16 protein-coding genes and 1 tRNA gene are annotated in these 23247 nt (G+C 68.6%); 5 read left to right on the forward strand and 12 right to left on the reverse strand.

Going from position 1 to position 23247, the window contains the following annotated elements; all coding sequences use genetic code 11:
• Positions 1-91 precede the first annotated feature (91 nt).
• Entirely contained in the window at positions 92-4798 is a 4707-nt protein-coding gene (gene gltB, locus K244_RS0114155; protein ID WP_155932017.1) for a glutamate synthase large subunit, read from the reverse strand.
• A gap of 487 nt (positions 4799-5285) precedes the next feature.
• On the opposite strand from gltB, the gene K244_RS0114160 reads away from it, so the two are divergent.
• Positions 5286-6353 (forward strand): beta-eliminating lyase-related protein, encoded by a 1068-nt coding sequence (locus K244_RS0114160; protein WP_020186937.1) that lies wholly within the window; start codon positions 5286-5288, stop codon positions 6351-6353.
• A gap of 333 nt (positions 6354-6686) precedes the next feature.
• Here the strand turns inward: K244_RS0114160 and K244_RS0114165 are convergent, their stop codons facing one another.
• The gene (locus K244_RS0114165; RefSeq protein ID WP_020186938.1) at positions 6687-7151 is read right to left on the reverse strand and encodes an Hsp20 family protein; all 465 of its coding nucleotides are present in this window, start codon (positions 7149-7151) and stop codon (positions 6687-6689) included.
• 195 nt (positions 7152-7346) lie between these two features.
• Here K244_RS0114165 and K244_RS0114170 point away from each other — a divergent pair, with 195 nt between their 5' ends.
• Complete coding sequence (locus tag K244_RS0114170) at positions 7347-8333, forward strand: alpha/beta hydrolase (protein WP_020186939.1); 987 nt, start codon at positions 7347-7349, stop codon at positions 8331-8333.
• Between the two features lie 2 nt (positions 8334-8335).
• Here the strand turns inward: K244_RS0114170 and K244_RS0114175 are convergent, their stop codons facing one another.
• From K244_RS0114175 to K244_RS0114185, 3 genes are all read right to left on the reverse strand, one after another.
• On the reverse strand, positions 8336-8767 hold the full coding sequence (locus tag K244_RS0114175; RefSeq protein WP_020186940.1) for a DUF805 domain-containing protein: 432 nt from the start codon (positions 8765-8767) through the stop codon (positions 8336-8338).
• Between the two features lie 25 nt (positions 8768-8792).
• Positions 8793-9578: a histidinol-phosphatase gene (gene hisN, locus K244_RS0114180; protein WP_020186941.1), complete on the reverse strand. Its 786-nt coding sequence runs from the start codon at positions 9576-9578 to the stop codon at positions 8793-8795.
• A 442-nt stretch (positions 9579-10020) separates the two neighbouring features.
• Positions 10021-10848 carry an N-formylglutamate amidohydrolase gene (locus K244_RS0114185; protein WP_245259820.1) on the reverse strand — a complete coding sequence of 276 codons (828 nt, stop codon included), beginning with the start codon at positions 10846-10848 and terminating at the stop codon, positions 10021-10023.
• A gap of 239 nt (positions 10849-11087) precedes the next feature.
• On the opposite strand from K244_RS0114185, the gene K244_RS0114190 reads away from it, so the two are divergent.
• Positions 11088-11456, forward strand: a complete 369-nt coding sequence (locus K244_RS0114190; RefSeq protein ID WP_020186943.1) for a response regulator — start codon at positions 11088-11090, stop codon at positions 11454-11456.
• Between the two features lie 341 nt (positions 11457-11797).
• A tRNA-Val gene (locus K244_RS0114195) sits at positions 11798-11872 on the forward strand.
• A gap of 471 nt (positions 11873-12343) precedes the next feature.
• Here K244_RS0114195 and K244_RS0114205 read toward each other — a convergent pair.
• The 7 genes from K244_RS0114205 to K244_RS0114235 form a co-directional block, all read right to left on the reverse strand.
• The gene (locus K244_RS0114205; RefSeq protein ID WP_020186945.1) at positions 12344-14077 is read right to left on the reverse strand and encodes an ABC transporter permease subunit; all 1734 of its coding nucleotides are present in this window, start codon (positions 14075-14077) and stop codon (positions 12344-12346) included.
• The gene (locus tag K244_RS0114210; RefSeq protein WP_020186946.1) at positions 14070-15140 is read right to left on the reverse strand and encodes an ABC transporter ATP-binding protein; all 1071 of its coding nucleotides are present in this window, start codon (positions 15138-15140) and stop codon (positions 14070-14072) included. The genes K244_RS0114205 and K244_RS0114210 overlap by 8 nt, the downstream gene beginning before the upstream one ends.
• Positions 15141-15162: 22 nt before the next feature.
• A complete protein-coding gene (locus K244_RS0114215) occupies positions 15163-16269 on the reverse strand; it encodes an extracellular solute-binding protein (RefSeq protein ID WP_020186947.1) in 1107 nt (368 codons plus the stop codon).
• A 205-nt stretch (positions 16270-16474) separates the two neighbouring features.
• Entirely contained in the window at positions 16475-18403 is a 1929-nt protein-coding gene (locus tag K244_RS0114220; RefSeq protein WP_020186948.1) for a sigma-54-dependent Fis family transcriptional regulator, read from the reverse strand.
• An 83-nt stretch (positions 18404-18486) separates the two neighbouring features.
• Complete coding sequence (locus K244_RS0114225) at positions 18487-19977, reverse strand: aldehyde dehydrogenase family protein (RefSeq protein WP_020186949.1); 1491 nt, start codon at positions 19975-19977, stop codon at positions 18487-18489.
• A gap of 52 nt (positions 19978-20029) precedes the next feature.
• Complete coding sequence (locus K244_RS0114230) at positions 20030-21298, reverse strand: D-arabinono-1,4-lactone oxidase (RefSeq protein ID WP_020186950.1); 1269 nt, start codon at positions 21296-21298, stop codon at positions 20030-20032.
• A 2-nt stretch (positions 21299-21300) separates the two neighbouring features.
• Positions 21301-22422, reverse strand: coding sequence for an LLM class flavin-dependent oxidoreductase (locus K244_RS0114235; protein WP_020186951.1), 1122 nt, complete (start codon positions 22420-22422; stop codon positions 21301-21303).
• Between the two features lie 311 nt (positions 22423-22733).
• On the opposite strand from K244_RS0114235, the gene K244_RS0114240 reads away from it, so the two are divergent.
• Positions 22734-23234 carry a flavin reductase family protein gene (locus tag K244_RS0114240; RefSeq protein WP_020186952.1) on the forward strand — a complete coding sequence of 167 codons (501 nt, stop codon included), beginning with the start codon at positions 22734-22736 and terminating at the stop codon, positions 23232-23234.
• Positions 23235-23247: the final 13 nt, after the last annotated feature.

Below are 23247 nucleotides of genomic sequence, written 5' to 3' on the forward strand. Positions count from 1 at the left end.
TCGCCGCGTTAAGCTCTATCCTGATGACGGTCCCGGAGCGACCCTGCGGGCTCCGGGACGACGATGTCCTGCGCGTGACGGAAACCGTCGCTCACTCCGCCGCCTGCAGCGTCCGCGCCTTCTCCATCTCGCGGAGCGCGCGGCGGTACTCGACCGGCATCACCTTCACGAACTTGTTCCGGTAGCTCGCCCAGTCGTCGAGGATCGCCTTGGCGCGCGCGGAGTCGGTGTGCGCGAGATGCGCCGAGATGAGCTGCTTCAACCGCTCCTCGTCGTGCCGAGTCATGTCGGGATCGACGTGGATCCGGCCCTTGAACTCGAGGTCGCCGCCGTGGTGGTGGAGCTCCTCCAGGAGCTCCTCCTCCTCCGGCACCGGCTCGAGGTCGACCATCGAGAGGTTGCAACGCGCGGCGAAGTCGCCGGCCTCGTCCAGCACATAGGCGACGCCGCCCGACATGCCGGCCGCGAAGTTGCGCCCGGTCTTGCCGAGCACCACCACCACGCCGCCCGTCATGTATTCGCAGCCGTGGTCGCCCGCGCCCTCGACGACCGCGATCGCGCCCGAGTTGCGGACCGCGAAGCGCTCGCCCGCGACGCCGCGGAAGTAGCACTCGCCCTCGATCGCGCCGTAGAGCACGGTGTTGCCGACGATGATCGACTCCTCCGCCACGATGCCGGCGTCCTCCGCCGGGCGGATGATGATGCGCCCGCCCGAGAGGCCCTTGCCGACGTAGTCGTTGGCTTCGCCGGTGAGGTGCATCGTGACGCCCGCCGCGAGGAACGCGCCGAAGCTCTGGCCGGCGGTGCCGGTCAGCTTCACCGTGATGGTGTCGTCGGGCAGGCCCGCGGAGCCGTGCGCCATGGCGACCGCGCCCGAGAGCATGGCGCCCGCAGAGCGGTTGCGGCTCTTGATCGCGCGCTCGATCACGACGGTCTCGCCGTTCTCGATCGCGGGCATGGCGGCCGCGATCAGGTCGCGGTCGAGCACCGCCTCCAGGTGATGATCCTGCACCTCGGCGTGGCGGATCGCGACGTCGGCGCCGACCACGGGCTTGGCGAACAGCTTCGCGAAATCGAGGCCCTTCGCCTTCCAGTGGCCGATGGCGTCCCGCTTGTCGAGCAGGTCGGAGCGGCCGATGACCTCGTCCAGCGTCGTCGCGCCCATCTCGGCCAGGATCTGCCGAACCTCCTCGGCGACGAAGAACAGGTAGTCGATGACGTTCTCGGGCGTGCCCTTGAAGCGCTTGCGCAGCACCGGGTCCTGGGTCGCGATGCCAACGGGGCAGGTGTTGAGGTGACACTTGCGCATCATCAGGCAGCCGGCCGCGATCAGCGGCGCGGTCGAGAAGCCGAACTCGTCCGCTCCGAGCAGCGCGCCGACGATGACGTCGCGGCCCGTGCGGAGGCCGCCGTCGACCTGCAGGCGGACGCGGCCGCGCAGCTTGTTCATCACGAGCGTCTGCTGGGTCTCGGCGAGGCCGGTCTCCCAGGGTCCGCCGGCGTGCTTCAGCGAGGTCAGCGGGCTCGCGCCGGTGCCGCCCTCGAAGCCGGAGATCGTGATGTGGTCCGCGCGCGCCTTGGCGACGCCCGCCGCGACCGTGCCGACGCCGACCTCGGAGACGAGCTTCACCGAGACGTCGGCCTGCGGGTTGACGTTCTTCAGGTCGTAGATGAGCTGCGCCAGATCCTCGATCGAGTAGATGTCGTGGTGCGGCGGCGGCGAGATCAGACCCACGCCCGGCGTGGAGCGCCGGACCTTGGCGATCGCGGCGTCGACCTTGTGGCCGGGCAGCTGGCCGCCCTCGCCGGGCTTCGCGCCCTGCGCCACCTTGATCTGGATGGTGTCGGCGTTAACGAGGTACTCGGTGGTGACGCCGAAGCGCCCCGAGGCGACCTGCTTGATGGCCGACCGCTTCGAGTCCCCGTTCGCCATCGCGACGAAGCGCTCCGGCTCCTCGCCGCCCTCGCCGGTGTTCGACTTGCCGCCGATCCGGTTCATGGCGATCGCGAGCGTCTCGTGCGCCTCGCGGCTGATCGAGCCGAACGACATGGCGCCGGTCACGAAGCGCTTCACGATCTCCGTCGCCGGCTCGACCTGCTCGAGCGATACGGTCTCGCGACCGCGCTCCTGGGCGGTCTTGATGCGGAACAGGCCGCGCAGGGTCAGCAGGCGCTCGGCCTGCTCGTTCATGTCGCGCGCGAAGTCCTCGTACTTGGCGAAGGACTGGGTGCGGACCGCGTGCTGCAGGTCCGCGACCGATTCCGGCGTCCAGGCGTGGTCCTCGCCGCGGATGCGGTAGGCGTACTCGCCGCCGACCTCGAGCGCGGAGCGCAGGACCGGCACGTCCGCGAAGGCGAGCGTGTGGCGACGCACCGTCTCCTCGGCGACCTCGCCCAGCCCGACGCCGCCGACCGGGGTCGCGGTGCCCGTGAAGAACTTGTCGACGAAGTCCTTGGACAGGCCGACCGCGTCGAAGATCTGCGCGCCGCAATAGGACTGGTAGGTCGAGATGCCCATCTTGGACATCACCTTCAGCAGGCCCTTGCCGATCGACTTGATGTAGCGCGTGCGCACTTCGCTCGCGTCCACACGCTCGGGGAAGTCGAGCGCCTGGTGCATCGAGGCGAGGGTCTCGAACGCCAGATAGGGGTTGATCGCCTCAGCGCCGTAGCCGGCGAGCACCGCGAAGTGGTGCACCTCGCGCGGCTCGCCGCTCTCGACCACGAGGCCGACCGACGTGCGCAGACCCTTGCGGATCAGGTTGTGATGCACGGCCGCCGTCGCGAGCGCGGCCGGGATCGCGATGCGCTTCGGGCCGACCAGGCGGTCGGACAGCACGACGATGTTGAAGCCGCCGTGGACGGCCGCAGTCGCGCGCTCGCACAGCCGCTCGATGGCGTCCGCCATGCCGGCGGCGCCCTTCTCGGCGGGGTAGGTCGTGTCCAGCGTGCGCGACTGGAACTGGCTCTCCGCCAGATCGTCGATCGCGCGGATCTTCTCCAGGTCCTCGTTGGTGAGGATCGGCTGGCGCACCTCGAGCCGCTTCTTCTTTGACGAACCGTCGAGGTCGAACAGGTTCGGACGCGGCCCGATGAAGGACACCAGGCTCATCACGAGCTCCTCGCGGATCGGGTCGATCGGCGGGTTCGTGACCTGGGCGAAGTTCTGCTTGAAGTAGGTGTAGAGCAGCTTCGAGCGGGTCGACAGCGCCGAAAGCGGCGTGTCGGTGCCCATGGAGCCGGTCGCCTCCTGGCCGGTCGTCGCCATCGGCGTCAGCAGGAGCTTGATGTCCTCCTGCGTGTAGCCGAAGGCCTGCTGGCGGTCGAGCAGGCTCACCTCCGGCCGCGGCCGGGGCGCCGGCGCGTCGGGCAGGTCCTCGAGCACAAGCTGCGTCTTGGCGAGCCACTCCTTGTAGGGGCGCGCGGCGGCGAGGCTCGACTTCATCTCCTCGTCGGAGACGATGCGGCCTTCCGCGAGGTCGATCAGCAGCATGCGGCCGGGCTGCAGCCGCCACTTGCGGACGATCTTGCTCTCCGGAAAGGGCAGCACGCCCATCTCGGACGCCATCACGACGAGGTCGTCGTCGGTGACGTACCAGCGCGCCGGGCGGAGGCCGTTGCGGTCGAGCGTGGCGCCGATCTGGCGGCCGTCGGTGAAGGCGATCGCGGCCGGCCCGTCCCACGGCTCCATCACGGCGGCGTGGTACTCGTAGAACGCGCGGCGCTGCTCGTCCATCAGCGGGTTGCCGGCCCAGGCCTCGGGCACGAGCACCATCATGGCGTGGACGAGGCTGTAGCCGCCCTGCACCAGGAACTCGAGCGCGTTGTCGAGGCACGCGGTGTCGGACTGGCCCTCGTAGCTGATGGGCCAGAGCTTCGAGATGTCGTTGCCGTAGAGCTCGCTGTCGACGGAGGCCTGCCGGGCCGCCATCCAGTTCACGTTGCCCCGTAGCGTGTTGATCTCGCCGTTGTGCGCGACCATGCGGTAGGGGTGCGCGAGCGACCAAGCCGGGAAGGTGTTGGTGGAGAAGCGCTGGTGCACGAGCGCGAGCGCGCTCTCGAACCGCTCGTCCTTGAGGTCCGGGTAGTAGGCCGAGAGCTGGTCGGCCAGGAACATGCCCTTGTAGACGATGGTCCGGCACGACAGCGAGACGGGGTAGTAGGACGAGGCGCGCGGGTCCGCGCCGTAGATCTCGTTCGAGACCACCTTGCGCAGGATGAACAGCTTGCGCTCGAAATCGTCCTCGTTGTCGATCGAGGGCGAGCGGCCGACGAAGACCTGCAGCTGCACCGGCTCGGTCGGCTTCACGCTCTCGCCGAGCGAGGAGTTGTCGGTCGGCACCTCGCGCCAGCCGAGGAAGGTCTGCCCCTCCTCGACGACCACGCGCTCGAACACCGCCTTGACGTTGGCGACCGCCGCCGGGTCACGCGGGGCGAAGACGTGGCCGACCGCGTAGAGGCCGGGCTCCGGCAGCGCGAAACCGAGACGCTCGGCCTCGGCCGCGAAGAACTTGTGGGGGATCTGCACCAGCATGCCGGCGCCGTCGCCGGCGCGCGGGTCCGCGCCCACGGCGCCGCGATGCTCGAGGTTCTCGAGGATCTTCACGCCGTGCTGGATGATGGTGTGGCTCTTGCGGCCCTTCATGTCGGCCACGAAGCCGACGCCGCACGAGTCCTTCTCGTGGCGCGGGTCGTAAAGGCCCTGCGCCGGCGGAAGGCCGTGGTCGATCGCGATCGGTTTTGCGGCGGCGCGAACGGTCGCGTCGGCGCGGTCGAAGCCGTGCGCCGGAGAGGTCATCTCGTTCTCGATCGTCTCGGTCATGGCGCACCCCATGATGCCGCCGGCTGGAAGGCCGGCATGGTTGCTCGTTCCGCGTCTCGCGATATCACCGACGCGCGTTCCCGCAACGCGACCGGCTCCACCCTCCGCCGCCCTTTACGCTAAGGACGCGAGCTCTGGAACCGTTCTTGAGTGAATAAGGAACGTGGCCGTCATGCAAATGGACAGCCTTACTGTCCTATTGCGTGCGCGAACATGTCAGAAAGGCGGTCGGCGCACAAGCGGCGCCAAGGGCGCATATGGCGAATTTCAGACGCCGCCGGGCAGCTATGCGCAATTTAGCACGCGCGAATGGGTTCACCGCGACATTTTATGTCGCCCGCCCAGCCAGCGTCGCTGGCCGCCCGCCCTTCGCCCCAACCGTTTTACACGCGTCGCCCTCGACGGGCGGGGGCGCCCGCCGCTAGCGTCTGCGACCTTGCGCCTAAGCCTTAAGGAGCCTCCCATGTTCTTCGTCAGCGACAACGCCGCCCCCGCGGCCGACGCCGTGCTTTCGGCGCTCGCGCGCGCCAACGCCGGCCTGTCGGCCCCCTATGGCAAGGACGAGGCGACCAAGCGGGTGGAGCGCAAGCTCGCCGAGGTGTTCGAGCGCGAGGTCGCGGTCTCCCTCGTCACCACCGGCACCGCGGCCAACGCCATCGCGCTCGCGCAGCTCACCGCGCCGTGGAAGGCCGTGATCTGCCACGACGAGGCGCACGTCATGCACGACGAGTGCGGCGCGCCCGAGTTCTTCACCAACGGCGCGAAGCTCGCCGGAGTCTCGGGCCTCGACGGCAAGATCACGCCCGACGGCCTGACCGCGCTGCTCGACCGGGACTTCTGGACGCCGCCGACCCATGTCGCGCCGGCCGCCCTCACGATCAGCCAGGCGACCGAGGCGGGCACGGTCTACACGGCGTCCGAAGTCGGCGCGCTCGCGGACGTCGCGAAGTCCCGCGGCCTGCGCGTCCACATGGACGGCGCGCGATTCGCCAACGCGGTCGCGAGCGCCAACGTCTCGCCGGCCGAGCTGACCTGGAAGGCCGGCGTCGACATCCTGTCCTTCGGCTTCACCAAGAACGGCGCGATGGCGGCCGAGGCGATCGTGGTGTTCGACACGGCGCTCGCCGCCGACCTCGCGGAGCGCCGCAAGCGCAGCGGGCACCTGTGGTCGAAGGGGCGCTACATCGCGGCCCAGATCGAGGCGATGCTGGCGGACGACCTCTGGATCGCCTTCGGCCGCCGCGCCAACGCCGCCGCCGACCGGCTGGCGCGCGGGCTCGAGGCGCGCGGCCTGACGCTCGCCTTCCCGCGCCAGGCGAACGAGGTGTTCGTGCATCTGCCCGCAGAGGTCGACGCCGCGCTGAAGGCCGCGGGCGGCGTCTACTACACCTGGTCGAGCGAGGCGGTGCGGCCCGAGCGGCAGGGCCGTCCCGGCGACGTCTTCGCCCGCCTGATCGCGTCCTTCGAGACGACCGACGCGGAGGTCGACGGCCTGCTCGGCGTCGTCGACCAGGCGCTCGTGGCGGCCTGACGCAAAGCGATCTGCGCGCGCCTCATCAGCCTCTAGCGCGGGCGATCCCTCCTCGCGCGAAGCGTGGGGAGGGTGGCCTCGGCGGAGCCGAGGTCGGGTGGGGTCCTTGGGACGCCGGGCCGGCGGAAAGGATGGGGCGGCGGAAAAGCCCGGCCTCATTCTGCGCTCACCCCACCCGGCCGGCCTTTCGGCCGTCCACCCTCCCCTCTCCGAGGGAGGGACGCCCGCGCCTTTTCGGCGCTGGCGACGAAGGTTCGGCCCGGCCTGAGCCTCGACACGAAAAAAGCGCCCCGGTCTCCCGGGGCGCTCCGTCTCGGCTCGACAAAGCGGCGCTTACGCGGCCTGCTGGACCTGAGCCTCGATCGCGGCGGGCTTCGCGCCCGCGCCGATCGGAATGGCGCGCGGCTTCTTGGCCTCCGGCACCTCGCGCACGAGCTCGATGTGAAGGAGCCCGTTCTCGAGGTTCGCGCCGGTCACCTGCACGTGGTCGGCGAGCTGGAAGCGGCGCTCGAAGGCGCGGGCGGCGATCCCCTGGTGGAGCACCTCGCCCTTGCGCTCCTCCGGCTGCTTCTCGCCGCGGACGCTGAGCGCGTTTTCCTTCACCTCGATCGCAAGGTCCTTTTCGGCGAACCCGGCGACCGCGACGGTGATGCGGTAGGCGTTCTCGTCCGTGCGCTCGATGTTGTAGGGCGGGTAGCCCGGAGCCGCCTCGCCGCCCGCGACGTTGTCGAGCAGGGAGAAGAGACGGTCGAAGCCCACGGTCGAGCGGTAGAGCGGGGTGAGATCGAACTGGCGCATGGTACATATCCTCTTTCAAGCGACATGACGTGCGGCCCGCCGTCGAGGCCGGGCCGTTTGTTCAACGATCGCAGCCTGTTGGCCTGCGACAGGAGTTAGGTAGGAACGCGGTTTTCGGCTTGCAAGGCCCCCGGTGGCCGTCCCGCGACGGCTCTGCTAAGGCTTGAGTCCGGCCCGCCCGAACACGGGGACTTTGTGATCAGCGTCACCCGTTCCGCGCTCCAGCCCGTCCGCGACCGCTTCGTCGTCGCGCCCGGCGTTCTGCATCCCACGGGCGCCGTATGCCGGACCTTCGTCACCACGGACGGCGTCGCCCTGCGGGGCGCGGTGTGGCGGCCGGAGGGCGCGCCGCGCGGCACGGTCTGCGTGTTCCAGGGCCGGGCGGAGTTCATCGAGAAATACGCCGAGGTCGCGGACGACCTGCTGAAGCGCGGCTTCGCCGTCGCGACCTTCGACTTCCGCGGCCAGGGCGGCTCGCAGCGACTGCTCGCGAACCCGCTGAAGGGCCATGTCAACAGCTTCGACGACTACCGCCTCGACGCCGAGGCCTTCATGCGGCAGGTCGCGCTGACGGAGGCGCCCGGCCCCTACTATGCGCTGGGGCACTCGATGTCGGCGCCGGTGCTGGTTGCGCTCGCCCGGCGACAGCCGCAGTGGTTCGAGCGGCTGGTGCTCGTCGCGCCCCTGATCGGCCTGCCGCTGGCGCGCGCCGAGTTTTTCGCGCGAGGGCTCGCCACTGGCCTGGGCCGGCTGGGATTTGCCGGCGCCTACATCCCGCGCGGCGGGGACCGGATCATGGCGCTCCGCCCGTTCGAGCGGAACCCGGTGACGCGCGATCCCGAGCGCTACGGCCGTTCGGTGGCGCTGATCGCGCAGGAGCCCGGGCTCGCGCTCGGCTCGCCCACCATCGGCTGGGTGCACGCCGCGTTCCGAGCGATGACCGCGACGGCGCTGCCGGGCGTGCCGGAATCCTTCCGCACGCCGACCCTCGTCCTCTCCGCCGGCGCCGACCGCATCGTCGACCCGCGGGCGAGCGAGCGCTTCGCGGCGCGCATCCGCGGCGGCGGCCACATCCGCCTCGACGGCGCCGAGCATGAGATCCTGATGGAGCGCGATCCGGTCCGGGAGCTGTTCTGGGCCGCCTTCGACGCCTTCGTGCCGGGCAGCCGCACGCTGGCCTGACCTCAGGCGTCCGGCGCGTTAGGGTTTGGCCCGTAGGCGTTCGCTCCCGGCGTGCCGCGGACGAAGCCGAGGTAGACGAACAGCGCGAGCGAGACGCAGCTCGCCGCCACCGCCATCACGAAGAGCGCCCCGCTCGCCTCCTCGACGGCGTAGGACAGCAGGGCCGACAGCGCGACGACCGCGAGGCCGAGCCAGCCGTTGCGGCCGAGATCGTGGAACCGGCGGACCGTGATCGACGCCCAGCCGCCGAGGCTGATCGCAAGCCCGATCCCCACGAGCGCGAAGAACGCGACGCGGCTGTAGCTCGCGGCGAGCAGCCCGGCGAACACGAAGGGCAGAGCGACCAGCCCCGCCTGAAGCGAGCGCTTCCAGTAGGTCAGTCGGCTGATGCGCCCCCGGAACGACAGAAACGCGGAGCAGAAACGCGTCAGCATCCGGCGTCCTCCGGTCGAACCGGCCTCACCCGCGCGCCAGCCGCTCGAGCGCCAGCGCGTGCAGGCGCTTGTCGCCCGCGGCGATGATACGTCCGCCGTCGGTGGCCGGACCTCCGTCCCAGGTCGTGACGACGCCGCCGGCGCCCTCGACGATCGGGATCAGCGCGACGATGTCGAACGGCTTCAGGTCGGCTTCGATCACCAGGTCGACATGGCCGGCCGCGAGCATGGCGTAGCCGTAGCAGTCCGCGCCCCAGCGGGTGAGCTTCGCGTCGCGCGACACGGCGTCGAAGGTCGCGCGCTCCTCCGCCGTGAACATGGTCGGCGAGGTCGACATCATCAGCGCGTCCTCGATCCGCGCGCAGGGGCGGGTCCGCAGGCGGCGCTGGCCGCCGCGTCCCGCATAGCTCGCGCTCGCGCCGTCGCCGAAGAAGCGCTCGCCCACGAAGGGCTGGTTCATCAACCCGAAGCAGGGCGCGCCGCCGCGGGTGAGGCCGATCAGCGTGCCCCAGATCGGCATGCCGAGAATGAAGGAGCGCGTGCCGTCGATCGGGTCGAGCACCCAGACGAATTCGGCGTCGGTCCGGTCGTCGCCATGCTCCTCGCCGACGATGCCGTGCTCGGGGAAGGTCTCGCGGATCAGCGCGCGCATGACGCTCTCGCCGGCCTTGTCCGCCGCGGTCACCGGGTCGAAGCCGCCGCCGTGGCCCTTGTCCTCGACGCCGATCGACGTGCGGAAGAACGGCAGGATCGCCTCGCCCGACGCGGCGGCGAGGCGATCGACGAAGGCGGTGAAATCGACGGCCGTCATGGGCGAGCTCCTGGGCGCGGCGTCGCCGCGAACGCGAGGGCGCCAGAGGGCCAAAATCGCGCGCTTTGAGCAAGCGCGAAGACGCGATCCGCGGCCAGGCGGCGGCGAAAGCGCTGAGGCCGACGCAAAAGGAAATCGCCGGAAACTGCGACAGGCGGTCGCAGCCGGCGATATAGGTCATTAGAGCTTGCGTTTTGTGCGGCGCGGCCGCATCTTATTGCAGCGCGGCATTGCGATCTCCGGTCGCGACGCCGCCGCCCTCCTTGGGCGTTTCCTCCCTAGACTTGGGCCGCTGGTTAACGCCGGCGGCCTTTTTTTGTTGTCTGTCATCCAGGTGGCGGGACATTGGCGGCGAATGGCCGCGTTTGCAAGCCCTTTTCCTATCGATCCATCGGCGAAACCCTCGCGATGTCTTGGACTTTCGGATAGGCGCTACGAAAGTCTATTCCGCAGCCAGACGATGCACGCCCAGCGCTGCAAGAGGCGCGCCGGCGATTGCGCGGACAAGCGTCGTCATGTCGGCCTGCACCTTGCCGAAGCCCTTGGTCTTCGCGTGCGCGCGCTCGTCCATGTAGAGCGCGCGGTTGATCTCGATCTGGAGGGCGTGGAAGCCGCTGCCGGGGGCGCCGTAGTGCTCGGTGATGTAGCCGCCGGCGTAGGGCCGGTTGCGCAGGACGAGGTAGCCGAGGTCGCGCAGCGTCTGCTCCGCGAAGTCCACCAGCGCCGGCGCGCAGCTCGTGCCATAGCGGTCGCCGAGCACGACGTCGGCCCGCGGCCGCTCCTCGCGCAGCGCGCCGGCGGAGGGCATGGAGTGGCAATCCACCAGCAGCGCCGCGCCGTGCAGCCGGTGCGCGCGGGCGATGAGACGGCCCAGCGTCCGGTGATAGGGCTTGTAGTAGGTCTCGATCCGGGCGAGCGCCTCGTCGACCGGCAGGCGGGCGCCGTAGATCTCCTGCGCCTCGCCCACGATCCGGGCGATGGTGCCGAGGCCGCCGGCGACCCGGAGCGAGCGGGTGTTGGCGAAGGGCGGCAGCCGTCCGTCGAACATCCGCGGATCGAGCTCGTAGGGCTCGCGATTGACGTCGAGGAAGGCGCGCGGGAAATGCGCGCGCATCAGCGGCGCCCCGAAGCTCGGGGCCGCGGCGAAGAGTTCATCGACGAAGGCGTCCTCGGAACGGCGCAGAGTCCGCGGGTCGAGCCGCGAGGCCGCGAGGAAGCTCGCGGGATAGGTCGCGCCCGAGTGGGGCGAGTTGAACGTGGCCGCGCCCACGCCGCCGTCCGGTTCGGCGACGTCGAAGGCGGGATCGACCGCGTCGTTGGGCGAGACGTGCGTCACGTGCGCGGAAAGCTCCGGGAAGGCGGCCGAGGGAAATGGCCCGCCGAAGGGGCGATAGTTGCCGAAGGGCGACGCTTCTGTCCATCGCGACGCCCGCGCAAACGCTCTGTTTACCAAGGCGGGCACTTATGGAATGACTTGATTCAGCAGCCGAAACGCAAGGCCCTCGCCCCGTGAACGCGAATTCCAAGATCCTGCTCGCCGAAGACGACGACGACATGCGCCGCTTCCTCGTCAAGGCGTTGGAGAACGCCGGCCATTCGGTCGTCTCCTTCGACAACGGGCTGTCGGCCTATCACCGCCTGCGCGAGGAGCCGTTCGAGCTTCTGCTGACCGACATCGTGATGCCGGAGATGGACGGCATCGAGCTCGCCCGGCGCGCCACCCAGCTCGACCCCGACATCAAGGTGATGTTCATCACCGGCTTCGCGGCCGTGGCGCTCAACCCCGACAGCCAGACCCCGAAGGACGCGAAGATCCTGTCGAAGCCGTTCCACCTGCGCGAGCTGGTGACGGAAGTCGATAAGCTGCTCGCCGCCTGAGGCCGCCTCCCCTGCCGCTTCGCGACGTCGTTCCGCCGCTCCTGATCCTCGGCGCCCTCCTGATCTGGGCGTCGGGCGCGTTCGATCGCCCCGGCTTCGAGGGCGTAGGACAGGGCTTCGCGTTCGGCGCGGCCTGCGCCGTCCCGCTCTGGCTGCTCAGCCTGAGGCGGCGCGCAGCGGCGCGGAAACCGCGCGACGAAGCGGAGCGCTGATCCTGTTCACAAAGCGTCGCGGGACCGCTTGCAAGCCCCAAAGCGATCCGATATAGCCGGCGCTCTGTTCCGGACCGCCTCCCGCGCGGTTCGGGATCGCTAGGTTCGGCGGGCGCGCAAGCGTCGCCCGGGCGTGTAGCTCAGCGGGAGAGCACTACGTTGACATCGTAGGGGTCACAGGTTCGATCCCTGTCACGCCCACCAACAAAATGAGGCGGTTCCGGAGCTTCCGGGGCCGCCTCATTTGTTTTGGCCACGGAAAAGGCCGGGGAAACATCGGTCATCCGCCTGCCGCCGCCAACTGATGGTCGGGATGGTGGTGTAGACCTGCTCCAGCACCTTCATCGACACGCCGAAGTCTTGCGGCATCGTCTCGGTTCGACGAGCGACATCACGACATTTACCGCGGCGGCCCGTCTTGGGACCGGCGCCACAGACGCCGACGTCTAGGCCCGGATGCGAGGGGCGCGCCAGCGGCCCCCGCATCTTCGCGATTGCTTGCGCTTGCCGACCTGATCGCGGCGCCGGACGAGTTCCACCGGCGATGCGACAGGCGCGCCGGGCCCCGACCACAGGGACCTCCGCGCCGAGGCGGCCGAGGATACGCTCGACTTCGGGTCCGATATGGCTCTCGGCGGAGGCCGGGCATGAACAAGGAAGAGGCGACGCGGACGCTTACGCGTCGTCCCGAGCAGCCGGGCGCCCCAGCCTACCGCCGAACCGCGACGCCGCGACGACGATCAGCAGGCAGGCGACGGCGAGGAGGGTGAAGACGGCGTTGACCGTCGGCGTGAAGCCGAACCGCATCTGGTTGAACACCCAGATCGGAAGAGTCTGCGACGGTCCTGCAAGGAACAGGGTCACCATGACGTCGTCGGCCGACAGCGTCAGGCCGAGCAGCGCGCCGCTGGCGACGGCGCCGCTGATCAGCGGCAGCAGCACGAAGACGAAGCTGCGCAGCCTGTCGGCGCCGAGATCGAGCGAGGCTTCCAGAAGCGAGGGGTCGAGGCGGCGCAGCCTCGCCAGCACCAGCATCATCGTGACGGGCAGCACGAAGCTCGACTGCCCGACGACGGTGCGGACGAGGCCTGACGGGATGCGCAGCATTTCGGTGCCGAGCACCATGACGATGCCGAGCACGACGCCCGGCATGGCGATGGGCAGGGCGATCGCGAATTCGCAGAACCGCGCGCCGGCGACCCGGCCGTAGTGCAGCAGCAAGGCGAACGCCGTCCCGACGGTGGTGGAGACGATGATCACGAAGAAGGCGACGATCAGCGAGCGCTGCGCGGCGACGATCAACCCGGCGTTGTCGACGAGGTCGAAATACCAGCGCAGGCTCAGCCCGGCGAACGGGAAGAGCTGCATCTTGCTGTCGTTGAAGGAAAAGAACGCCATGAGCGCGATCGGGGCGTAGAGGAAGAGAACGACCGCGACGACGCCGATCGTCCCTACGATCTTGAGCCAATGGGCGCGAGACGAGGTTGCGCGCGCGGGCGGTCGCGGCCCTTCGTCGCCCAGCAACACGCCGCGCTGCGGACAGGCCGCCATCAGGAGGCCGACGATCGCCCCGCAGCACAGCATCAGCACGATCGCGACCGCGGCGCCGTAGGGCCAATTGTTGGCCATCCCGAACTGCGACGAGATCAGAACGCCGATCGTGGTCCCGTCGACGCCGCCGATCATGGAGGGGGTCACGAAATCGCCGACGGTGATCAGAAAAGCCAGCGACGCGCCGATGGCGAGGCTTCGGCGGGTGAGCGGCCAGACCACGTGCCGGAAAGTCTGCAGGCTCGACGCGCCGGAATCCTCCGAGGCTTCGAGCAGCGATTGGGGCAGCTTCTCGAAGGCGTTCAACGTCGCGATGAAGATGTAGGGGATGGCGATATAGGTGAAGACCAGGATCACCGAGGCGGACGTGTAGAGAAACGCCTCCGACGGCCGATCCAGGATGCCGCTCGAGACCAGAAAGCTGTTGAGCAAGCCGGATTGGCCGAGGATCAGCCGCCATGCGAACACGCGCATCAGCAGGCTGATCCACAGCGGCACGAGGACGAGAGTGACGATCAGCGCCTTGTTGCGCCCGACGACGCGGCCGACAAAAAAGGCCAGGGGATAGGCGATCAGGGCGGCGATCGCGCTCGCGACGAGGCTGAACTTCAGGGTGCGCCCGAGCAGGGTCCAGAACCCTGACGAGCCCCAGAGCCGCTGATAGTTCACCAGTGACGGATCAAAGGCGATGAAGCCGTTCGAGATGCGCATGAGGCTGCATCCGATCAGCAGCGCGTTCGGCAGCAGCACGATCACGACGAGCCAGATCCAGACCGGCAGGTTGACCAGCCGCGCGATCCGCGGGCGCGGAAGGGCGGGCGCGGTCACGCCGGTCGCCGCGGCCGACTGATCAACCATGGAAGACCCGCGCGTTGCTGAGGTCCATCGTCACGTTGACCGCCTGGCCGCGTGACAGCCCGTTCGTGCGCGCAGCGGGCACGCTCGCAATGAGGTTGAGCCCTTCGCAGCGCACATTGACCTCGAGGTTGGTCCCCAGAAACAGGACGTCCTCCACGATCCCCGCGAGGTCGCCCCCGCCTTCGCCGACCGGCGCGACGCGAATGGCCTCGAACCGTAAGGCGAGACGGGCGGCCCCAGACTTGGGGGACCTCAACCGCGGGAACCGCGAGCCGCCGATCACCGCGACCGGACCGTCGTCGCCCGACTGGAAGGTCAAGGGAATGAGATTGGAGCGACCGACGAACTGGGCGACGAACTCCGACGCGGGCTCGAAGTAGAGCTCTTCCGGCGTGCCAAGCTGGGCGATCCTGCCCTCCCGCATCACGGCGACCCGGTTGGACATCGACAGCGCCTCGCCCTGGTCGTGCGTGACGTAGACGAAGGCGATGCCAAGCTCCTTCTGCAATGACACCAGCGTGTGCTGCATCTGCTGGCGGAGCCGCAGGTCGAGGGCGCCAAGCGGTTCGTCGAGCAGCAGGATCCGTGGCCGGCAGACGATCGCGCGCGCAAGCGCCACGCGCTGTCGCTGGCCGCCGGACAGTTGATGCGGCAGCCGGTCGGCGTAATCCGCCATGTCGACCAGAGCGAGAGCCTCCAGCGCCTTGGCGGCGCGCTCCGGACGGCCCGCGCGCGCCATGCGCAGCGGATATTCGACGTTGCCCCGGACGGTTAGGTGCGGGAACAGCGCGTAGCTCTGAAAGACCGTGCGCACGTCGCGCTTGAACGGCGGCACGTGGGTGATGGGCTCGCCGTTCATCACCACCCGGCCGCGGTCGGGCGTCTCGAAGCCCGCGATCATCCGCAGCAGCGTCGTCTTGCCGGAGCCGCTCGGGCCGAGAATCGAGAAGAACTCACCCTTCGCGACCTGAAACGAGACGCGGTCGAGGGCGGGCTTCGTCCCGCCCTCGTAGGTCTTGTCGACCCCATCGAGCGCCAGCAACGGCGGTTCCGCCAGGCTCATCTCGATCTCCCGCCGCCGGCCGTCAGAGGGTGCCGGACTTGAAGTCGTTCCAGATCTGCAGGCGCCGATCGAGATCCTCGTTCTTCTGGAAGACGACGAGTTTGTCCCAGAACGAAGGGTCTTCGGCGTCGAGCAGGTTGGTGATCTTGATCGTCTCCTCTTTCACCCCCGCCGTTCGCGCGACGTCCACGCTGAGCACCCCGTTGTTGGTCGAGCTCGTGATGAAGCGCGACTGCCATTCCGGCGTCAGATTGTCGTTGAGGAATTTGTAGACGATCGGGCGATTGCCCTTGGCCGAGACGCCCGCGCAGTCGATCCAGGTGGGCGTGCCTTCCTTCGGCAGCGAGTACTTGAAGTTCTTGCCTTTCTGCTGGAGCGACGTGACCACGGCGACGTTCTGGCAGTAGCCGACCACGGCGTCGCCGGCGGCGTAGATGGTGGAGGCGTCGTCGAAGCCGCGCGCGATGACGCGGATCTGCTTGCGGAGCGAGCGAAGCGCGTCCTCGCACTTTTTGAATTCGTCGTCGGTCAGATTGAACGGGTCCTTTGCCCCGACATGCAGAGCGATCATCGGGAACGTCAGCGAGCAATCGTCAAACATGTTGACCTTGCCCTCGTAGGCAGGGTCCCAAAGAACGGACCAGCTGTCGGTCGTTTTCACGACGTCGGCGTCGTACATCAGCGGTTGCGTGCCCCAATTGTAGGGAACAGCCTGCACCTTGCCGTCGATGCTCGCGTACTTCTTCCAGTCGAGCTTCGGGGTGATGTTCTTCGCGTTCGGCAGCTGAGAGACGTCGAAATCGACGATCAGGCCGCCGGCCTTGAAGCGGGCGAGCGAACCGGTCTCGATGTACATGACGTCGGGGTGGACCGCGCCGGAGAACGGCTGCTGGAAAAGCTCGTCCTCGGAGCCGATCCGGATCGCCTGCACCTTGGTGTTGTTGGCGCGGCTCCACTCCTCGATCCAAGGATCGTCGTGATAGGTCTCCCAGGTGAGCAGCACGATCGTGTCGTCCGCCATCGCCGGGCGGATGACGGAGGGCATTGCGAGCGCGACGGCGGCGCCGGCGGCGCCCGCCTTGAGGACCGATCGGCGGTCGAGCCTCGGGTTGGCAATGCTGTCTGACATCGGCGCCTCTCAGCTTTCAGGGGTGGACATTGGGAGTGTGCGCAAACCCCGTGCCACGCCTTCGCGCGAAGCTGAGCAAATCTTGAGCGCGGTGAAGATTGAGGCGGCTCGCCGGAAGCGGCTCGCCGGTGGATCTGCCGCGCGCGTTTCAGGAACGGACGACGAGTCTCGCAGGTGCGACACAGAGGCGTCGTCCGGCCAGCGTTCAGCGCCGACGCCCCGGCGCCTCAAGCTCGTGCTGCCGGAGCTTGCGATAGAGGGTCGCCCGGCTGATCTTCAGCGCGCGCGCGGACCGGGTGACGTCCCCTTCGTTCGCCACCAGCGCCTCTTCGATGACGCGACGTTCGGCGAGCGCCACGGCCCCGCGCGCGGTGTCGGCGGTCTCGCTCTGCGGGGCGGCCGGCTGGACGCATCCGCGGGCGTCGTCGAGCATCAGATCTTCGACCGTCACCTCGGGGCCGTCCGCGACCAGCGCGGCGCGCTGAAGCACGTAACGCAACTCGCGCACATTGCCGGGCCAGGGATGAGCCAGCAGCGCAGCCAGAGCCTCGCTCGAGAGGTCGAGCGGGCGGTCGGCGCGCGCCTGCACGAAAAGCCTGCGGATGAGCGCTGCAGCGTCCGCGCGCTCGCGCAGCGGCGGGAGCGTCACCACGACCGCCGCAAGGCGGTGATAGAGATCGGCCCGGAACGCGCCTTCGGCGATCCGGGTCTTCACGTCGTGGTTGGTCGCGGCGATCACCTGCAAGTCGATCTGTCTCGGCTTGCCGGAGCCGAGCGGCGTGACCTCGCCCGTCTCCAGAACCCGGAGAAGCCGTGTCTGGAGCGCGAGCGGCATGTCTCCGATCTCGTCCAGAAACAGGGTGCCGCCGTCGGCGTCCACGAGGCGGCCAGGATTGCCCTCGCGCCGCGCGCCCGTGAAGGCGCCGGAGCCGTAGCCGAACAGCTCGCTGTCGATCAGGCTTTCCGGAACTGCTGCGCAGTTGAAGGCGACGAAGGGCTTGTCCCGCCGGTCGCTCTCGCGATGAAGGGCGCGGGCGAGCGTGTCCTTGCCGACGCCCGTTTCGCCCAGAACGAGGATCGGCAGCCCGCTGCCGACGACCCGCCGCAGGAGGCGGAGTTGGCCGACCATGCGCGGGTCCGCGCCGAGGCACGCCTCGACGGTCGGTCCCGCGGCGGCATCGAACGGATCGGCCCGCTTGAGAGGCTTCGCAGGTTTCGGCGTCGCCGCCCGCGCGACGCTCGCGCCGGGCCGCCCCTGGAAGCTGAACTCGGTCTCCTCGTCGTTGCGCCGGAGACGGATGCGTCCGGCCTCGCCCGCCAAGGCCGTCGCCCCATCGCCGTCGAAGAGGTCCCAAAGCTTGCGCGGCCGGAACGCGCCTTCGGAGAGCTGAAGCCAGCGACGCGCCGAAGCGTTCGCGCCGACGAGGTTGTGCTCGTCGTCGACGGCCAGCAGCAGGGAGCCCGACGTCCCGAAGGACGCCAGCAAGGCGTTGCTGCGGAACTGCCTGCGGAAGAGCTGATTGCTCAGGCGCTCGGCCACCTTCGACACCAACCCGCAGGCGAGGCGGAACGCGCCTTCCGAGACATCCGGGTTGCCCGTGGTGAAGTTCAGCACGCCGATCATCTCGCCGTTGGGCGCCATCACCGGAGCGGCGCAGCAGGAGAGATGCGCGAAGTGGCGGAAGAAGTGCTGGTCCTTGAAGACCTGAACCGGGCGACGTTCGACGACGCAGGTGCCGACCCCGTTGGTCCCCGCGACGCCCTCGGCCCACAGCGTCCCGGCGCGCTCGACCTCATGGTAGTTCCCGAGCGAGCGGTCGGACCGATAGTAGAGGATGAGCCCCACCATGTCGGAGAAGCTGACGCTGAAGCTCGCAGCCGAAAGCGGCTCGGCGACCTGGTAAATCTCCTCCTCGACGAACGAGAGCACTTCCTCAAAAGGTTCGCGATGCCGGTTCAACTCGGGCCCGGTCAGCGTCATCACCTGCTGGCCCGAGATCGGATCGAGCCGGTACCGGTCGACGCAACGCCGCCATGAGGCGGCGACATCGTAACCGTCCGCAGGCAGGGCGACGGGGGACGAAGCGGCGCTCCGGAACGCGCGCGACGCGGCATAGCCAAGCGTGTCAGCCATCGGAGCCCTCATAGCGCTGAGATGCGACTATTTTGGGCTCCGCTTGTCGGCGCCGTCAAGTTGAGCAGGCGCGCCGGAGCACCTCAGCCGAGCTTCAACACGACCGACTTGGTCTGAAGGTATTCGTCCACGTGGTGGAGCCCGGATTCCCGGCCGTAGCCGCTCGCCTTGTAGCCGCCGAAGGGAACCACCGGGTCCAGCCCGCCATAGGTGTTGACCCAGACGGTGCCGGAGCGAATGGCCTTCGCCATGCGGTGCGCCGTGCCGACATTCTGCGTCCATACGCCGCCGCCGAGACCGAAGGGCGTCGCGTTCGAGATCCGTGCCGCCTCCTCGATCGTGTCGAAGGGGATCGCGGAGGCGACCGGGCCGAAGATCTCCTCCTGCGCCACCCGCATATCGTTGTGGACGCCGGACAGCACCGTCGGCTCGACGAAGAAGCCGTCCTTGAGTTTGCCCTCCGTCAGCCGCGCGCCACCGGCAGCCGCGACGGCGCCTTCTCCAAGGCCGATGCCGATGTAGTCGGTCACGCGGTCGAGCTGCTTGGCGTTGACCACCGGGCCGATCTGCGTCGCGGGATCCATTCCGTCGCCGACCTTGAGGGACTTGGCGTAGGTTGAAACGCGCGCAACAAACTCCTCGTAGATCGGCCGTTCGATCAGCAGCCGCGTGCCCGCGCAACAGATCTGGCCGGTGTTGGCGAAGACGCCCATGCCGGCGCCGGCGACCGCCGCCTCCATGTCGCAATCCGCGAAGATCACGTCCGGCGACTTGCCGCCGAGCTCCAGCGTCACGCGCTTGATGTTGCTCTTGGAGGCTTCGATGATCTTGCGGCCGGTGACGTCGGAGCCTGTGAAGGCGATCTTGTCGACGTCCATGTGGGCCGCGAGCGCCGCGCCCGCGGTGTGGCCGAAGCCGGGAACCACGTTGACGACGCCGGCGGGCACGCCGGCCTCCAGCAGCAGCTCGCCCAGCCGCAACGCCGTCAGCGGCGCGTCTTCCGCCGGCTTCAGCACCATCGTGCAGCCGGTCGCGAGAACCGGGCCGAGTTTCCAGATCGTCGAGGTCAGCGGCGCGTTCCAGGGCGTGATCGCGCCCACGACGCCGATCGGCTCCTTCAGCGTGTAGCTGAAGACCTCGCCCGGAAACGAGTTCGGCAGCGTCTCGCCGTGGATGGTCGTGCACATGCCGGCGTAGAAGCGGATCATGCCGAGCGCGCGGGTCTTCCGCGCGCGCGCGAAGGTGATCGGCGCGCCCATGTCGAGCACGTCGGTGCGCGTCAGCTCCTCGAAATGCTTGTCGACGAGATCGGCGAACTTCAGCAGGCACTCCTGCCGCTGGAACGGGGTGAACCGGCTCCACGGGCCTTCGAAGGCGCGCCGCGCGGCGGCGACGGCGATCTCGATGTCCGCCGCGTCGCCTTCGGCGACGTTCGCCAGAAGCTCGCCGGTCGCGGGGTTGCGGGTCTCGAAGGTGCGGCCGGCCTGTGCGTCCACACGCTTGCCGTCGATGATCAGCTGCTTGGTGGGTGCGTCGGCGGGCTCGGCCGCCGCAATGCTGAGGCTCATGGTCATAACTGTTCCAAGTCGGTTCGGGCGCGCGGCGTCGTTCAGGCGACGGCCTTGATCAGGCGAAGAGCGCCCGGAGATGGTCGTTCAGGAACACGCCGTCGGGATCGATCTCGCGACGGATTTTCTTGAAGGCGTCGTAGCGCGGGTAGAGCCGCTCCAGCCGCTGCGGGGACATGAAGTGATGCTTGCCCCAGTGCGGACGGGCCTCGAAGCGATCGAGGATCTCGTCCATCTCCTGAAGCATGCCCCAGCTCCAGTGCTCCAGCGGCCCGGAGATCGAGAGCGCGTAGCCGGCGCGGTCGGCGTAGGCGCTGAGATAGCTGTCGTCGGCCTTCACCGGGCGGCACTCGACGGGGTAGATCGCCTGCGGATATTTCGCGATGAAGCGCTCGCGCACCTCCGCGAAGGCCTCCTCGAAGCGTTCGAACGGCACGGCGTATTCGATTTCCCGGAAGTTCGGGATGTAGGGGTTCGGGAAGATCATCGAGCTGTACCCGAACTGTTCGCCCGGCTGCAGCTCGGGCGCGGGCTCGTCCACGGGCACGGCGTTGTAGGTGCGCATGTGGCAGATGTCGTGGTCGCGCGTCGCGTGCGACGGCACGACGCCGCCCGGCAGCACGTAGAGTTCCGCGGACTCTTTGCGGGGGAGCCAGAAGAACCAGAACGTCCGGTTGTCCGCGAGCCTTTGGTGCAGACCCTCGATGCAGTCCTCGACGTCCGTGTTCCAGGAGCGCTTGTGGATGTTGTAGGACGGGACGGCCTGGATGGTGAGCGACACGATCAGCCCGAACATGCCGATCGAGGCGCGGAACGCCTTGAACAGCTCCCCGTCCTTTTCCTGGGACAGATCGAGGAAATCGCCGTCCGCGGTGACGATCCGCGCGGCGATCATCTGCATGGACATGCACGGCAAGGTGATCCCCGCCCCGTGCGTCGCGGTCATGATCGCGCCGGTCACGCTCTGCGTGTCGATGTCGCCCTGATTGTTGAGCGACATGCCGACCGTCCGGAGATAACGGCTCAGGTCGCCGACGCGGATGCCGGGCTGGACCGTGACTTGACGCTTGTCACGGTCGACGGCGACGACCTCGTTGAAGGCGTCGAAGTCGACATGGACGCCCGGCGTCGGCACGACGGCGGGATTGGAGTGCCCGGCGCCGCTCGCGCGGATAGGCAGGCCGAGCTTCCGCGCGGCGAGCACGATCGCGCGCACGTCCTCCTCCGACCGCGGCCGCGCCGTGTAGGCCGGCACGAAGTACTGTTCACCGAACCAGTTGACCCAGAGCTTGCCCGGCTGGAGCAGACCTGTATCCGTGCTCAGCATGCTCAGGCCCCCGCGGCGCGCTTCAGTTCGACCGGCGCCGCCTCGAGCGCCGCATTCACCCGCGGCATCACCTCCTTGGCGAGGAGCTCCATCGAGCGTCGCATCACGGCTTTGTCGCTCCAGTCGTGCGACGTCATCATCAGCGTTTCGAACGGGCCAACCTCTTCGCGCAGCGCCAGGATCTTCGCAGCGACCGTCTCCGGGCTTCCGTAGATCACGAAATTGTCCCGAACCAGCTCATGGGTGATCGTCTCCGGCGGCGTGTCGGCGAAGGGCGCGAGCAGGGCCGCCGATCCCATGCGGGCGTACACCTGGAACATGTAATCGTAGTACCAGTCATAGGCTCCGCCCGTCGTCTTGACGTAGGCTTCGGCCTCCGCGTCGGTCGGCGCGACGAAGATGCTGCGCGCGACGCGCCAGTTCGCGCCGTCCGGCGTCTTGCCGAGCTTGGCCATCTCGTCGCAATAGGTCTCCCAGTGGGTCTTCACGACCCAGGAGGCGACGAAGTTCGCCGAGATCGGCATCAGGTCTTCCCGAGCCGCCACCCGGATCGATCCGGAATTCGGACTGCTGACGGAGACTGCGAGCTTCGGGTGCGGCTTCTGCAGCGTCTTCGGAAGCGGCCCGACGCCGAGATCCGGCCAGAGCATATCCTTGAGCTGGACCTTCCAGAACTTGCCCTGGACGTCATAGGGCGGGTCGGACGCCCAGATCGTCTTCATGATGGAGAGCGAGTCCAGCATCATCGCGGTGCGGTCGGCCTTCACGAGATCGAAGATCTCGAAGTCCGACCCGAGGCCGCCGGTCCCGATGCCCAGGATCAGCCGGCCCTTCGTCAGGTGGTCGAGCAGGGCGACGTGGGACGACAGTTGCGCCGGATGATAGATCGGAAGCGAGACGACGCCCGTGCCGAGCTTCATGGTCTTCGTCTGCGCGGCGATGTGCGCAAGAAAGATCAGCGGCGAAGAGATCTGCTCGATCTCGGACGAGTAATGCTCGCCGATCCAGCCTTCCTCAAAGCCGAGTTCATCGGCAAGCCTGAAGGCCTCGAGGTCTTCGGCGAGCGTTTCCGGATAGTTCCGGTTCATCGCGTGCATCGGCATCATGAACAGTGAGAGCTTCAAGGCGGCGCCTCATTGCTTAGGAGGTGGTCCGGCCCAGCGCCGCAAGAGCCATGCCAGCGGGAACGAGGCATCCGCCTTGGCGCCTCCAAACCGCTGATCGGGCTCAGCAACCGGGGCCGCTCGCCAAACGGCTGCGCCGGGGATGACGGGGCGGGAAGCGGCGCGGCCTCGCGACGTCTCAGATCAGCGACATCCGTCGCCTCAGCGTCGAGACGAACCGCTGTCTCGCGCCTCGTCGGCGGCGGACGGCCCCGGTGGCATGGCGTTTGCCGACTGAGCGGCTGCGGCGAAAGCCGGCACAGGAGCCTTCGATGATCGATCCCTCAGAGTTCAAGCGCGGCATGCGGCGGCTCGCCTCCGGCGTGTCCGTGATCACGACGATAGACGGCGGCGTTCCGCACGGCTTCGCGGCGACGGCCGTGACCTCGGTCGCGGCCGAGCCCCGGCCGACGCTGCTGATCTGCGTGAACCGCCAGGTCTCCTGCCACGACGTGATCGGCCGCGCGGGAGTGTTCTGCGTGAACCTGCTCGCCGAAGACGACATGGACACCGCGCAACTCTTCAGCGCGTCCGAGCGCCGTCACCGGCGCTTCGTCGAGACCGCGTGGCGGCCGTTGTCGACGGGAGCGCCGGCGCTGGCCGGCGCCCTCGCGAGCTTCGACTGCACGATCGCCGAGGCGGTGCCGGTCCAGAGCCACACCGTTTTCATCGCGACCGTCGTCGACATCGCGATGCGCAGCGACGAGGCCCGCCCGCTTCTTTATGCGGGCGGGCGCTTCGACGCGCTGCGCTCAGCCCTGGCGCCGGCATGATCGGGCGGACCGG

Source organism: Methylopila sp. 73B (assembly GCF_000526315.1).
In the GTDB taxonomy this organism is placed as follows: domain Bacteria; phylum Pseudomonadota; class Alphaproteobacteria; order Rhizobiales; family Methylopilaceae; genus Methylopila.